Source organism: Longimicrobium sp., from assembly GCA_036387335.1.
In the GTDB taxonomy this organism is placed as follows: Bacteria; Gemmatimonadota; Gemmatimonadetes; order Longimicrobiales; family Longimicrobiaceae; genus Longimicrobium.
In genome coordinates this window covers 1-13482 of the sequence record DASVTZ010000243.1, presented here as the reverse complement: position 1 = coordinate 13482, position 13482 = coordinate 1, and the positions used below count along the sequence as shown (strand labels likewise).

The 13482-nt window shown below is 69.4% G+C and carries 17 protein-coding genes; 6 read left to right on the top strand and 11 right to left on the bottom strand.

Features of this window, described 5'->3' with window-relative positions:
* Positions 1-484 precede the first annotated feature (484 nt).
* The 3 genes from VF647_24810 (at position 485) to mazF (ending at position 1815) form a co-directional block, all read left to right on the top strand.
* A complete protein-coding gene (locus VF647_24810) occupies positions 485-982 on the top strand; it encodes a ferritin-like domain-containing protein (GenBank protein ID HEX8455323.1) in 498 nt (165 codons plus the stop codon).
* A 246-nt stretch (positions 983-1228) separates the two neighbouring features.
* Positions 1229-1471, top strand: coding sequence for an AbrB/MazE/SpoVT family DNA-binding domain-containing protein (locus VF647_24805; protein HEX8455322.1), 243 nt, complete (start codon positions 1229-1231; stop codon positions 1469-1471).
* The gene (gene mazF / locus VF647_24800) at positions 1468-1815 is read left to right on the top strand and encodes an endoribonuclease MazF (protein HEX8455321.1); all 348 of its coding nucleotides are present in this window, start codon (positions 1468-1470) and stop codon (positions 1813-1815) included. The genes VF647_24805 and mazF overlap by 4 nt, the downstream gene beginning before the upstream one ends.
* Before the next feature lie 35 nt (positions 1816-1850).
* Here mazF and VF647_24795 read toward each other — a convergent pair whose 3' ends face one another.
* Entirely contained in the window at positions 1851-2312 is a 462-nt protein-coding gene (locus tag VF647_24795) for a hypothetical protein (GenBank protein ID HEX8455320.1), read from the bottom strand.
* Positions 2313-2477: 165 nt separating this feature from the next.
* Between VF647_24795 and VF647_24790 the strand changes: the two genes are divergently transcribed.
* Positions 2478-2762 carry a hypothetical protein gene (locus VF647_24790; protein ID HEX8455319.1) on the top strand — a complete coding sequence of 95 codons (285 nt, stop codon included), beginning with the start codon at positions 2478-2480 and terminating at the stop codon, positions 2760-2762.
* Between the two features lie 77 nt (positions 2763-2839).
* Here VF647_24790 and VF647_24785 read toward each other — a convergent pair whose 3' ends face one another.
* From VF647_24785 to thpR, 10 genes are all read right to left on the bottom strand, one after another.
* Positions 2840-3622 carry a TonB-dependent receptor gene (locus VF647_24785; GenBank protein HEX8455318.1) on the bottom strand — a complete coding sequence of 261 codons (783 nt, stop codon included), beginning with the start codon at positions 3620-3622 and terminating at the stop codon, positions 2840-2842.
* 85 nt (positions 3623-3707) lie between these two features.
* Complete coding sequence (locus VF647_24780) at positions 3708-4148, bottom strand: hypothetical protein (GenBank protein ID HEX8455317.1); 441 nt, start codon at positions 4146-4148, stop codon at positions 3708-3710.
* Positions 4149-4336: 188 nt separating this feature from the next.
* Complete coding sequence (locus VF647_24775; protein ID HEX8455316.1) at positions 4337-5332, bottom strand: MBL fold metallo-hydrolase; 996 nt, start codon at positions 5330-5332, stop codon at positions 4337-4339.
* Positions 5333-5463: 131 nt separating this feature from the next.
* Positions 5464-6252, bottom strand: a complete 789-nt coding sequence (locus VF647_24770) for a TIGR03915 family putative DNA repair protein (GenBank protein ID HEX8455315.1) — start codon at positions 6250-6252, stop codon at positions 5464-5466.
* Positions 6253-6445: 193 nt separating this feature from the next.
* Complete coding sequence (locus VF647_24765; protein HEX8455314.1) at positions 6446-7702, bottom strand: putative DNA modification/repair radical SAM protein; 1257 nt, start codon at positions 7700-7702, stop codon at positions 6446-6448.
* A 111-nt stretch (positions 7703-7813) separates the two neighbouring features.
* Positions 7814-8557, bottom strand: coding sequence for a class I SAM-dependent methyltransferase (locus tag VF647_24760; GenBank protein HEX8455313.1), 744 nt, complete (start codon positions 8555-8557; stop codon positions 7814-7816).
* Between the two features lie 40 nt (positions 8558-8597).
* Positions 8598-9107, bottom strand: coding sequence for a DUF393 domain-containing protein (locus VF647_24755; GenBank protein ID HEX8455312.1), 510 nt, complete (start codon positions 9105-9107; stop codon positions 8598-8600).
* Positions 9104-9493 (bottom strand): OsmC family protein, encoded by a 390-nt coding sequence (locus VF647_24750; GenBank protein HEX8455311.1) that lies wholly within the window; start codon positions 9491-9493, stop codon positions 9104-9106. The genes VF647_24755 and VF647_24750 overlap by 4 nt, the downstream gene beginning before the upstream one ends.
* A 37-nt stretch (positions 9494-9530) precedes the next feature.
* Positions 9531-10319, bottom strand: a complete 789-nt coding sequence (locus tag VF647_24745) for an SDR family NAD(P)-dependent oxidoreductase (GenBank protein HEX8455310.1) — start codon at positions 10317-10319, stop codon at positions 9531-9533.
* Between the two features lie 155 nt (positions 10320-10474).
* The gene (gene thpR, locus VF647_24740) at positions 10475-11035 is read right to left on the bottom strand and encodes an RNA 2',3'-cyclic phosphodiesterase (protein ID HEX8455309.1); all 561 of its coding nucleotides are present in this window, start codon (positions 11033-11035) and stop codon (positions 10475-10477) included.
* Positions 11036-11371: 336 nt separating this feature from the next.
* Here thpR and VF647_24735 point away from each other — a divergent pair, with 336 nt between their 5' ends.
* Both VF647_24735 and msrP read left to right on the top strand, forming a co-directional pair.
* On the top strand, positions 11372-12241 hold the full coding sequence (locus VF647_24735) for a zinc metalloprotease HtpX (protein ID HEX8455308.1): 870 nt from the start codon (positions 11372-11374) through the stop codon (positions 12239-12241).
* A gap of 388 nt (positions 12242-12629) precedes the next feature.
* Positions 12630-13482, top strand: an 853-nt coding sequence (gene msrP, locus VF647_24730; protein ID HEX8455307.1) for a protein-methionine-sulfoxide reductase catalytic subunit MsrP, incomplete at its 3' end; no start/stop codon positions are given.

Below are 13482 nucleotides of genomic sequence, written 5' to 3'. Positions count from 1 at the left end.
TCGAGGCTTGGCTCCTGGAAGACGAGCAGCGCCGCCTCACCCCCGCCCTCCGCGAAGTGCTCGACGAGGCGCTGGCGATGGCCCGCGCGTGGGCGGAGCCGGCGGAGCTGTCGGAGCGGCACCGGGCGGTGCTGGGGCGGGTGTAGTGGGCCCTCACCCCCGCTCGGTCATCGCTGCCCCCTCTCCCGATAACCGGAGAGGGCTGCGCCCTCTGTTATCGAGAGAGGGGGCGGATGTCTGCGCGTTGCCACGTTGTTTCGTAGGGGCACGATTTATCGCGCCCGTGCCCCGCGCTGCTCCGCCGCCAGGGCAAACGCGCCGAGATCCGTAGGGGCCGCCCCACGTGGCTGCCCGTGCCCTCCCGGGCGCTGCGGCCCGCCTTTGTCGCGGACGACGGCGATGGGCACGGGGCGTGCGTAGCCGGGCCGCCCCGCCGCTTGCGCACGATGCCAAGGACGGAGGCTCAAGACCAAGGAGAAAGATCATGGCGTTGAATACTTTGCGGGACCTGTACGTGGAGCAGCTTCGCGACCTGTACAGCGCGGAAAACCAGATCCTGAAGTCGCTTCCCAAGATGGCGGAAGCCGCAAAGCACCCCGAGCTGCGGCAGGCGTTCGAGGCCCACGTGACGCTGACGGAGGAGCACGTGCGCCGGCTCGACTCGATCTTCGCCGACCTGGACGAGAAGGGGTCCGGCCACCACTGCAAGGGGATGGAGGGGCTCCTCAAGGAAGCCAACGACACCGTCAAGGAAAAGGGCGACTCCGACGTGCTGGACGCCGCCATGATCGCCAACGCGCAGCGCGTGGAGCACTACGAGATGGCCGGCTACGGCTGCGTGCGCACCTACGCGCGCATGCTGGGCCGCGAGCAGGACGCCACCTTGATCCAGCAGACGCTGGACGAGGAGGGCGCCACCGACGAGCAACTCACGACTCTCGCCGAGCGCGTCATCAACATCGACGCCCTGCACGACATGTAAGCTCCGCGGGCTGGCGGTACGCGAACGGGGCGGGCCTGGAGATTCAGGCCCGCCCCGTTCCGTTTCCATGCATCCCATTTGCCTCACGCGGAGGCGCGGAGACGCAGAGAGAACTGCAACCGCATGGCTCACACAGAGACACAGAGGAACAGCAAGAGGGAACGACAAGGGTGTCGCTTTCCTTCTCTGTGGCTTTTGCGGGCGGGCTGATGTATCTTCTATGTAGACACCTACGCGGAGGGCGTGATGCGCATACGGGTTCAGAAGTGGGGAAACAGCTTGGCTCTGAGGATCCCTAAGTCCTTTGCGACGGAGACCGCGCTTGGGCAGGGGGCGGAGGTCGACCTGACGCTGGAAGAAGGCCGCCTCGTGGTCACCCCTCTGACGCACCCGGAGTACACGCTCGACGATCTGCTGTCGCGGATCACACCGGACAATCTTCACCGCGAGATCGACACCGGGCCCGCGGTGGGAGATGAAGTCTGGTGAGTGCCGCCACCGGGTACGTTCCGGCTCGCGGAGACATCGTCTGGGTGCAGCTGAATCCACAAGCTGGGCACGAACAGGCAGGGAGGAGGCCCGCACTCGTCGTTTCACCGGCTTCGTACAACGGTCGAGCGGGGCTCGCGCTGCTGTGCCCCATCACCAGCCAGGTGAAAGGTTATCCGTTTGAGGTACGCCTCCCGAGTGGGGGCAAGGTGAGTGGCGTCGTCCTGGCCGACCAGATCAAGAGCCTGGACTGGCGCGCACGCAACGCCGAATTCGCGGCGCGGGTTACCGAGGCGGTGGTTCGCGGGGTACTCCAGAAACTCGGCGCTCTCCTGGAACCCTGACGAAACCACTTGGAATCGTAATCCCTCTGCGCCTTTCAGTTCCCTCTGTGGCTCTGTGTGAAACCGCCGTTGTCAGTTGCGGGCAAGGGCGAGGGATGCAGGTGCTCCGACTGGGAGCGGAGCTCGATGAAGCGGCGGGCCTGCTGCGCGAGGCCGCGCTGCTCCAGGAAGGCGTCCAGGTGCCGGAGGACCGAGCGCATGGAGTCGATCTGCTCTTCGAAGCCGCGGAGGCGGCGCACCTCGCCGAGGAGGCGCAGGGTGGCGTCCGGGTGCAGCGCGGCGATGTAGCGCTGGTTGGCGGGCGACACCTCGGCCTCGCGCTCCACCACGAAGACCAGGTCGTCGGAGTCGCGCGGGGAGTGCGTGACGGCCAGCGTGGCGTCGCCGGTCTGGAAGTCCAGCACGGTCTGCGCTTCCCAGGGACCGGGGGTGGCCTCGGAGGCGAGCGCTTCGAGCGCGGCGAGCTCGCGCTCGGAGAGCGGCGAATCGTTGGGCATGAGGACGGGGATGCGGTCGGGGGGGGCGCGGCGGGGAAGGGTGCAATCTTCCGCGGCGGCGGGTCACGCGCAAGCTTTCGGTGCGGCTTCGGCGGCGCGGTGGTACGGTGGATGCTGAACCGGCGGGCGACCCAGCTCCGGCCCAAACCCGTTCGCAGAGGCGACATGCCCCGCACCCGTATCCTCGCCGCGCTCCCCCTGGCGGCTTTCCTTGCCCTCGCCGCCTGCGACAACGCGGGCGAGCACACCCCCGAGAACAACGATGCCGCCACGGGCGCCGACCCGGTGACGCGCCAGGACTCCGCCACGGTCGGCCAGCAGGTCCCCAACGCCTACCCGCCCGTCGGCACCACCAGCACCACCCCGGCGGACAGCAACCCGTCGCCCACGACGCCCGGCGGAGCGCCGCCGGCGGGGACCTCCACCGGGCCCGGGACGAGCACTCCCTGACAAACGGGTGGGGAACGAGACAGGTGCCCGGCGCAGCTCGCCGGGCACCTGTCTCGTCGCGCGCTTTCGCGAGGGAGCTACGGCTCTTTCCGCGTCCAGAGCAGGATCACGCCGCAGGCCGAGTCGCTTCCGCTGTACTGGAGCGGGATCTGCGACGAGCCGCTGAACACCTCCACCGCCTCCAGGTGCTCGGGGAGCGCCATCCCGGCCAACCCGCTGCGGTCGTACGCCACTCGGTTTCCATCGAGGTACACCTGGGGCAGGCACTGCGAGACGCTGCCGCGCGTCTGGCTTCGATAGATCGAGCCGACCATCGAGGAGCGGTCCAGGACGATGTTGTAGCCGATCCGCGTCGTTCCGGGCATGCGGTCCACCACCTGGGCGATGTCCGCGTTGGCGTACCGCTCGATCTCCTCGCGGCGCAGGAAGCGGCCGAGCCCCCGGGCCTCGCGGTCGTAGAACCCGGAGAGCTCGAGCGATGCACGCCGCTTGGGCTGGATACGACCGACGACGGTGAGCGGCTCCACCGACAGCGCCTGCACCGCCATGCGCACGTCCACCTGGAGCGTTTCCAGGATGCCGACCTGCACAGGCTGGGTGACGGTCGCGCTGTACCCGGTTCGCTCCGCGCGCAGGCGCACCGGGTCGGTCACGCGGATGTGCATCGAAAAGGTGCCGTTCTCCGCGGAGGTCGTGCGGGCCACCGTGCGCCCTTCGGCGTTGACGACGGTGATGCGCGCCTGCGGCACGGGCTGCCCGTCTGCCGCGTCCAGCACGCGGCCGCTGAGCACCTGCGCCGCGGCGGGCGTGGCCAGCATCAGGAGGAGGGCGGAGAAGGCCAGGAGCCGGCGGAGGATCATGCGCTTCCCGGGGTGGGAGAGGAGGGCGGCGGGGTGTCGCATGGATGCGCACCCCGCCGGCGCAAAGCAACCTTCTTCGTCCGGGCTAGCGGGCGGCGGCGGGCGAGTGCGGTGCGGCGTCGGTACAATCTTGGATCACCTGCGAGATCTCGCTCTTCAGCAGGTCGTCCGCTTCCATGCGCACCCTGTAGTCCGCGGGCGCCTGGCTCGCGAGATTGAGCCCCACTTCCTTGTTGAACAGGCGCTCACCGCGAAGCTGCAGCATGCGAGATCCGTTCGTCCGGGTGCTGACGTTCACCAGGTGCTCGATGCGGGTCACCGCCGCGCTGTCGGCCGTGCGGCTCGCGTAGAAGCTGTTGCCGCTCTTCGCCATCTCCACGTTGGAGTAGCCCAGCCTCCGCAGCGACTCCTGCGCGCATGAAAGGGCGTTCTCCGGGGCCGGAGCGCTTCTCTGCACCGCGGCAGGGACGCAGGCAGCCAGGAGCCCGAGCGTGGGAAGGACCAGCCGGGTAAGCGTAACTCTCATGATCCCGCTCCGTCATTGGGTTGGTTGTGTGCCGCCGCGGCGTTCGGATGGACCGCGTACACCGTGCCACCGCGCAAGCACATCCTATGTTTTGGATGGTCAACACGTTGCCCGCCCGCGCCGGACCTCGTCAGCTTCCGTGTGGCCCATCCGCGAGACAGGCCCGTCCGCGAATCAGGACACCTGCACTACAGGCGGATTGTCTCGCCGTGCCGCGGCAGGTGGAGGTCCGCGTCAGGCAGCCCGGCGGCGGCCCAGGCGGCGCGGGTGCGGAGCGGGGGTTCGAGCGGGTTCTCGTCAGTGAGGCGAAAGGTGCCCCAGTGCATCCCCACGAACGCGCCGCGCCCGCCGAGGTCCTGGTAGGCGTGCACCGCCTCTTCGGGGTTCATGTGCGCGGGCTTCATGAACCAGCGCGGGTCGTAGGCGCCCACCGGCATCAGCACCACGTCGAACGGTCCGGCGCGGCGCGCGATCTCGCCATAGCCGCCGAAGTAGCCGCTGTCTCCCGCGAAGTAGATCCCGCGTCCATCCGGCAGGCGCAGGGCGAAGGAGGCCCAGAGGCGGTCGTTGAACTCGCGCATGGTGCGCCGCGTCCAGTGCTGCGCGGGGGCGCAGGTCACGCGCACGCCGCCCGGCAGTTCCGCCTCGTCCCACCAGTCCAGCTCCGTGATCCCGCGGATCCCCAGCCGCGCGAACCACTCCGCGTACTTCAGCGGCGTCACCCAGCGCAGCGCCTCGCCGAACCGCTCGTGGAGGCGCCGCACCGTGTCTTCGTCCAGGTGGTCGTAGTGGTCGTGCGACAGGAGGACGGCGTCGATGGGCGGCAGCGCCTCCCACGCGATCGCGGGCGGTACGAAGCGCGCCGGCCCGATCCGCTGCGACGGCGATGCGCGCAGGCTCCAGTGCGGATCGGTGAGGACGTTGATGGCGCCCGCCTGGATCAGGAACGTCGAGTGCCCCACCCACGTGATGCGGATCTCGTCCCTGGCCGCGCGCGGAGATGCGATCTCCGGCCGCGCCATCGGCAGGTCGCCGGGCTTCGGATTGGGCGCGCGCCCGCGCAGCAACCGCTCGCCCATCCACTGCAGGAGCTGGAGCTGCGTGCGCCTCTCGCCGCCCTCCACGGGCCAGGGCGTCCTGAACTTGCCATCCGGCCCGTGATGCGGCGGGCGGTGATCGGGCACGTGTTCCAAAAAGACCTCATACGGAGACACAGAGGGTAGGAAAGAACAGCGGAAGGGGTTCTCCGCGGCTTGTAGCTCCCTCTGTGTTCTCCGCGTGATGCTTTTTTTGTTCCGTTCAACCCACTCGCACGTTACTCCGACGATCGCCTCTGCTCCTCGATCATCCGCCGCACCCTCGCCGGGGCGTCGCGCATCAGCGGCTGGATCAGCTCCGCCTCCGGGAGGTTGCGCCAGTACTTCAGCGGCATCTCTGACTTCATCGCGCGGGGCTTCATGCGCGCGGGGTTGAAGATGCTGGCGTAGTACGTCCGCCACAGATCCTCCAGCGCATCGGCCGACGGTGCGGCGGAGCGCGGCACGCCTTCGGAGAACCAGAGCGACGAGCCGTCCCAGTGCGCGCAGCGGCGCGGCGTGAGGATCGACCAGCGCATGGAGGCGAAGCGCTCGGCGAAAAAGGGTGCGGAGCGCTCCAGGGTGTGGTGCTCCGGCTCAAACCACGCCACGTAGTGCGTCCCGCCCTCCCCCTCGACCGCTCGGAAGCGGACGAACGCCTTGGTCTTGTGCACGTCGCGCCGCACGGCCTTCTCCATGGCGAGCATGCGGTGGACGTCGGGGTCCATCGCCACCTCCATCAGCCGCGGCTCCCCGTGCTTCAGCCGCCAGAGGACGCGGTACAGGATCGCCCAGCGCTCCGCATCGCTGTGGCACGCCGCCGCCTCCGCGAGCGCCATGAACGCGCGCGGCACCCGTGCCGTCGCCTGGCTCACGGCGGCGGGAGCGTCATCCACCAGATCGAGCCCGGCCTGCTCCCCCTCCGCCTCCTCCCAGAGCACGTCGCGCGGCTCCACCCCCGCGGCCAGGAGCCCGCGGGCGGCGTCGCGCCATCCGTGGAACGTAGGTTCGATACTCGTGCGGTGCATGTGGCCCTCACCCCCGTCTCGTTACACTCGACTGCCCCCTCTCCCGATAACAGGAGAGGGCTGCGCCCTCCCGTCATCGAGAGAGGGGGCTGAAATCGCTCCACCTTCCCCCTTTCCGTTGACTCTGTGGCTCTGTGTGAGGCGCGGTTGCAGTTCTCTCAGCGCCTCCGCGTCTCCGCGTGAGCCCGCCGTTTCAGAGCTCGCCGTGGAGCGCGGCGAACGCGGTTTCGAACAGGTCCGTCTGGCTCCCCTTGGGCGCGATGCGGTCGCGCAGATCGAGGGCGTCGGGGTTGAGCAGCCGCGGCCGGTGGTCGTCGGTGATGATGAACGGAAGGGCGCGCTTCAGCGGCACCCGCATGCGCGCGAGGTCCGCGAGGCGGATGCGGTGCCAGCGGCGCGCGGCCAGGATGCGCTTCACGTTGCGCGTCCCGAGGCCCGGGATGCGCAGCAGCTCCTCCCGGTCAGCCAGGTTCAGGTCCACGGGGAAGCGGTCGCGATTGCGGAGCGCCCACGAGGTCTTGGGGTCGATGCCGAGGTCCAGGTTGGGCGCCTGCGCGGTGGTCAGCTCGCGCGCCTCGAAGCCGTAGAAGCGCATCAGCCAGTCCGCCTGGTAGAGCCTGTGCTCGCGCACCAGCGGCGTGGCAATCAGCGGGAGCGCGGCGGCGGCATCCGGGATCGGCGAGAAGCCGGAGTAGTACACGCGCCGCAGCTCCGGTCCGCGGTACAGCTCCGATGCGGTGTGCAGGATGGTGGTGTCCGTCGCCTCGGTCGCGCCGACGATCATCTGCGTGCTCTGGCCGGCCGGGGCGAAGCGCGGGAGGGTGCGGCGCGGCGCGGCATCCGCCTTGGCTTCGGCAATGCGCTCCTTCATCCGCCCCATGGCGCCGGTGATCTGCACGAGCTGCTTTTCGGGGGCGAGCCGGTCCAGGTTCTCCTGCGTGGGGAGCTCCACGTTGATGCTCAGCCGGTCCGCCCAGCGCCCCGCCTCGTCAAGCAGCTCCGGCGACGCATCGGGAATCGTCTTCAGGTGGATGTAGCCCGCGAAGCCGTGCTCCCGCCGCAGCGTCTTCGCCACGGCGATGAGCTGCTCCATCGTGTAGTCCGGCGTGCGGATGATCCCCGAGCTGAGGAAGAGCCCTTCGATGTAGTTGCGCCGGTAGAAGTCCAGCACCAGTGCCACCAGCTCGTCCACCTTGAAGCGCGCCCGGCGCACGTCGCTGGAGCGGCGGTTGATGCAGTACTGGCAGTCGTAGATGCAGTAGTTCGTGAGCAGCACCTTGAGGAGCGACACGCACCGGCCATCGGGCGTGTAGCTGTGGCAGATCCCCGTCCCCTCTGTGGAGCCGAGCCCCTTTGCGCCCCCCTTCCTCCCCTTCGCCCCGCTGCTGGAGCACGACGCGTCGTACTTGGCCGCATCCGCCAGGATCGAGAGCTTCGCCGCGACTTCCATCCCCTTCTCCCGCAAGCGTTCCCACCACCTCCGTACAGACACCGAAATCTAACGTCTGTACAAAGTTGGGTCAACGCGCCTGCGGTACGCATTGCGAGCTGGATTCAGGGGTCACGCCGCGCGGCAGAAGCATACCTGTCGCGCGCTCCCTCCGTGGAACGACCCACCCGCGAAGTCACCGTAGCGCGCCTCCAACCGGAGCCCGCCTGCGTCCAGGAGAAGCGGAAGCTCCTGCGGGAAGATGCAACGCACGGCCAGCGGAGCCGTCCAGAAGTCGGGGCGGCCCGGCGCCGAGAAGTACCACGTTTCGCGCTTCACCTGGGTGGCCGCGTCGTACTCGCCCTCCGCCTCCACGGAGACGCGCCCGTGGTCCGGATGCTCGATCTCCATCACGGCGAAGCGAGTGCCCGCGGGTCGCGCGAGCAGGCGGACGCTGGGGTTGAACACGTCGAAGACGAAGACCCCGCCCGGCGCCAGGTGCCGGCGCACGGCGCTGAAGCACGCCAGCAGGTCGTCCGTCGCGTGCAGATGGAGCAGCGAGTTGCGCGCGATGAAGATCAGCGGGAACGACTCGCCGAGGTCGAACGAGCGGATGTCGCCCTCCACCAGCTCGGCGGACGCGGACGCCTGGCGCAGCCTTTCCGCGGCCGCGCCGAGCATCTCAGGCGACAGGTCGATCCCCACGCAGCGCGTCCCGCCCTGCGCGATCGGGGCGAGGAGCTGCCCCGTGCCGCACGCCAACTCCAGCACCGGGCCGCCCGCGCGCCGCGCCTCCTCCGCGTAGAAGCGCGCGTACTCGCCCGGCGGAAACAGCAGGTCGTAGAGCCGTGGATCGGAGTAGAATCGCTCGCTCATCTTCGCTTCCGGTTGCGAACGATCAACTTGATGCGGGCAGTTACGTCGTCGTCTTCAGCGGCAGCGCGTCGCCGGCGGGGGCGAGGTCCTCGGGATCGGCGTCGCCGAAGTCGATGTCGAGGGGGCGGAGCTGGCAGTGGGCGCCGCAGCCGAAGCGGTAGCGGTTGGCCGCGAACCAGCGGTAGAAGCGCTCGAAGCCTACCCCGAAGTACGGGAGCTTGAAGACCCAGCCGATGGCGCCGCCAAGCGGGAGGATCTTGAGGAGCTGCTCGATGGCGCCGCCCCCCTGCCACGTCTTCCCCCCCGGCCCCACCAGCTGCATCGCCTGGGCGTACGACTCGCTCGGGATCCAGGGGAAGCGGGTGAGGACCGAGGTGTTCTGGAAGGGGATCACTTCCAGCTCGTCGTGCTTGTCCCACTTGCGCAGGAGGTTGGCGAGCCGCGTGCACACCTTGCACTGGCCGTCGAACACCACGGTGTAGGGGCGCCCCATGCCGGCGGAGGTGGCTTCCTGGCCGCCGAAGACGAAGTGGACGACGGGGAAGCTCATGCGCCCGCCCCCGCCGCCTGCGCGGCGCCGGTGACCAGCGTCGTGACTTCGGGCGGCGCGTGGAGGGTGCGGTGGATGGGGCAGAGGCCCGCGGCGCGCCGGGCCGCCTCCCGCCGCTCGGCGGGAAGCGAGGGCCAGTCGAGTGCGACCTCCATCTTGCCGATGCGATGCGGCTTCTCCACGTACTCGAAGCCCACTTCCACCGCCAGGTCGGTGGCGGGGATGTCGGCGTTGGTGGCCCACGACTGGAGGATGGAGTAGGTGCACACCGCCAGGCTGCTCGCCAGCATGTGCCCCGGCGAGTAGGTCATCTCGGCCGAGTCCGCCTCGACGCTCAGCGGCCCCGCGCCCCCCTGCACGCGAAGCCGGTCCTCGGAAAGCAGCATGATCTTCAAGGGACCCCCTCCGTGTGCATGCGCCGGCTCACGTCGCGCACAGCAGCGACTCGCCGCCGTCCACCCACATCTCCGTTCCCGTCAGGTGGCTGGCGGCGTCGGAGGCCAGGAACAGCACCACACGTGCCACCTGCTCGGCGCTCCCGGGGGCGCGCGTCAGCGGGTACTTGGATTCCTCGCTGGGATACTCTGGCTCGACTTTCACCTTGTCGACGTGGCGCTGCTCGGTGTTGTCGTCGATGGCGGTTTCGATGGCGCCGGGGCAGATCACGTTGATTCGCACCCCATGCGGCCCCAGCTCCAGCGCCAGCATCTTCGTGAACGCCACCTGCCCCGCCTTGGACGACGCGTAGGCCGACGCGCCCGTGTTCTTGAAGATACGCGTGCCGTTGATAGACGAGTTCACGATCACGGATCCGCCCTGCTTCTTGAGGTGCGGCACGGCGTATTTCACCGTGAAAAAGGTCCCGGTGAGGTTGATGGCGATGGTCTGCTCCCACTCCTCCGGCTCCAGCTCTTCGATCGGCGCCCAGACGCCGTTGACGCCCGCGTTGGCGAAGACGACGTCCAGCCGCCCCCACTCGCCCACGACCTCCTCCACCGCGCGCTTCATGTCGTCCGCCTTGCTGACGTCGGCGACGACGGCGAGGGCATGGCCGCCGCCCTTTTCGATCTCCTCGACCACGGGGTCCAGGTTCTCGCGGTGGCGGCCCAGTACGGCCACCTTTGCGCCTTCCTTCGCCATGAGGATGGCGGACGCCCGTCCGATCCCTTCGCCGCCGCCCGTCACCAGCGCCACCTTGCCTTCGAGCTGCATCGTCGTCACTCCCGTTCAGCGCGTTCGTTGGATTGTGGTGCCGGGTGGAGAGATTTTCGTGCCGCATGGGTCGCAACGGCGGGGCTCACGCGGAGGCGCGGAGACGCAGAGAGAACTCCTCCGCGCCTCCGCGCCTCCGCGTGAGGCCATTCTTTTCATGTAAGCGCGAACGTGCGCAGCGCCTCGTAGCGCGGCGGACCGCTCCCCAGGTGGCTTCGGAAGAGGACGATGCCCTCCACCTCCATCCGCCCGCCGAACTCGGGCGCCGCGGCTACGGCTGGTTCCACGTCGCGGGGCGGGTTGAGGCGGCTGATGGTGAGGTGGGGTGAGAACGGCTTCTTCTCGGCGGGGAAGCCGGCTTGACGCGCGGCGTCTTCCGCCAGCGCCGCGACTCGCTTCAGCTCCGCGGCGCCCTCGGCTACGCCGAGCCAGAGCACTCCCGCGCGCCGCGCACGGGGGAAGGCGCCCAGCCCGCCGAACGCGATCGAGAAGCGCGGGCCCAGCGGCGCCTTCTCGAGTGCCTCCACCAGCTGGCGGTGCTGTTCGGCGTCCGTATCGCCCAGGAAGCGGAGGGTGAGGTGCCAGTTGGCGGGGACCACGGGGCGCCCCGGTATGCCGCCGGGGAGGGCGCGGCGCAGGTGCTCGCCGAGCGCGTCGCGGAGGGGATCGCTGAGCGGGACGCCGAGGAAGAGGCGGCCGACGCGGGGCTCGGTCATCGGATGACGGGTGCGGGGAACCCAGGGCGCGCAATCGCGGTACGACACAGCATGCGCCGTTCCGCCGCGAGGGCGGAATCATCTGCAAATCCGGCAGCCGCAACGCGGTACGCCTGTTGCACGTGAGCGCGGACATGGAAGGGGAGTAGCCGCGCGGGCGAGAAAGCCCGTGTGTCCGGATCGTCAAGACTGCGCCTCACGGGGCGCACGGTCCGGACAGGTTCCAGTGAGAGCCAGGCGAGACCTTCGCGACAGGGGCCGGTGTGCGTTGCGCACACGGGCCACGCGCGAGGGTCTCGCCTTCGCGCGTAGGGGATCACACAGGAGGAGCAGGAGATGAACAACGTAAAGGTATTCGGGCTGATGGCCGGGCTCACGGCGCTGTTCGTAATGGCCGGCGGCGCGTTCGGGGGGCAGGGCGGGGTCATCATCGCGCTCGTGATGGCGGCCGCGATGAACTTCTTCGCCTACTTCGGGTCGGCCACGATGGTGCTGCGCATGTACAACGCGCAGGTGATCACGCCGGAGCAGGCGCCCGTGCTGTACGCGATGGTGGACCGGCTGCGGCAGCGTGCCGGGCTCCCCATGCCCACCGTGGCCATCGCGCCGCACATGCAGCCCAACGCCTTCGCCACGGGGCGCAACCCGGAGAACGCGGTGGTGTGCGTGACCGAGGGGATCCTGCAGCTCGTGTCGCGCGACGAGCTGGAGGGGGTGATCGCGCACGAGCTGGCGCACATCAAGAACCGCGACATGCTCCTGCAGACCTTCACCGCCACCCTCGCGGGCGCCATCTCGTCGCTCGGGCAGATGGCGATGTGGGGCGCCCTCTTCGGCGGCAACGACGAGGAGGAAGGAGGCGGGGCGGTGGGCGCCATCCTGATGATCTTCCTGGCCCCGCTGGCGGCCTCGGTGATCCAGATGGCGATCTCGCGCCAGCGCGAGTTCAAGGCGGACGCGGTGGGCGCGGAGATCTGCGGGCGGCCGCTCTCGCTGGCGCACGCGCTGCGCAAGCTGGAGGCGGGTGCGGAGCGCATCCCCATGCACGTGTCGCCCGCCGCGGCCCCGATGGCGCAGGTGAATCCGCTCGCGTCGCTGCACGGCGGCGGGTTCGCGCGGCTGTTCTCCACGCATCCGCCCACCGAGGAGCGGGTGGCGAGGCTGGAGGCGATGGCGGGGGCGCGGGTGGGTGCGTTGGTGCGTTAGTGCGTTAGTGCGTTCGATTGGAGCGGGGGCGGGGGCGAGTCGCCGGGGGCGGGGGCGGGTCGCCGGGGGCTGAAGCCCCCGGCTGGAACGACGCAAAGGCGGCTGAAGCCGGCTGGAGGAACGCGGCATTCCATGTTTTTGCCATGCTGTCGCGCTTCCTCTGCCCTCGACCGGGCTGTGAACCATGGCGCGGAGCGAAGGATCTACTGCGCGTTCCGAGAGGCCTGCGTGCGGAAAAGCGCACTCACGCACTCACGCACTCACGCACTTCCCCCCTGGCCCGAATCCGGCATCGGGGTGGTGAGCGTATGTAGAGGGTGCGGCGGAACATGGGTCGGTCCGCGGCCTACAAAGCTCACCGTACCCCAAACCACCGAGGCACCCGCCGATGCTGATCCGCAAGCCCGACGACATCCCGTCCTCCGAGATCACGCCGGAGAGCGTGTACGTGAACCGCCGCGGATTCATCGGCGCGGCGGCCGCGGCGATCGCGACCGTGGCGGCGCCCGCGTCGCTCATGGCGTGCGCGGAGGCGGAAGGGGCGCAGGACAAAGCCAACTCGTACGAAGAGATCACGCAGTACAACAACTTCTACGAGTTCGGCACGGACAAGGAAGATCCATCCCGCCTGGCGCCGCGGCTGCTCAAGACGCGGCCGTGGACGGTCAGCATCGAAGGGATGTGCCGCAAGCCCGGGCGCTACCCCATCGACACGCTCATCCGCGCCAACCGCGTGCAGGACCGCACCTACCGCCTGCGCTGCGTGGAGGCGTGGTCGATGGTGATCCCCTGGCAGGGTATCCCGCTGCGCGACGTGCTGGCGCGCGCGGAGCCCCTCCCCGGCGCGCGCTTCGTGGAGCTCACCACGCTGCACGACCCGCGGCAGATGCCGGGGCAGCAGCGCGGCGTTCTGGATTGGCCGTACGTCGAGGGGCTGCGGATGGACGAGGCGATGCATCCGCTGACGCTGCTCGCCACGGGGATCTACGGCAAACCGCTCCCGGCGCAGAACGGGGCGCCGCTGCGGCTGGTGGTTCCGTGGAAGTACGGCTTCAAGTCGATCAAGAGCATCGTGCGCATCCGCTTCACGGACCGGCAGCCGCGCACGGCGTGGAACGTGTCCGCGCCCGGCGAGTACGGCTTCTACGCCAACGTCAACCCGCAGGTCGACCACCCGCGCTGGAGCCAGGCGCGCGAGCGGCGCATCGGCACCTTTCTGCGCAGGCCGACGCTGATGTTCA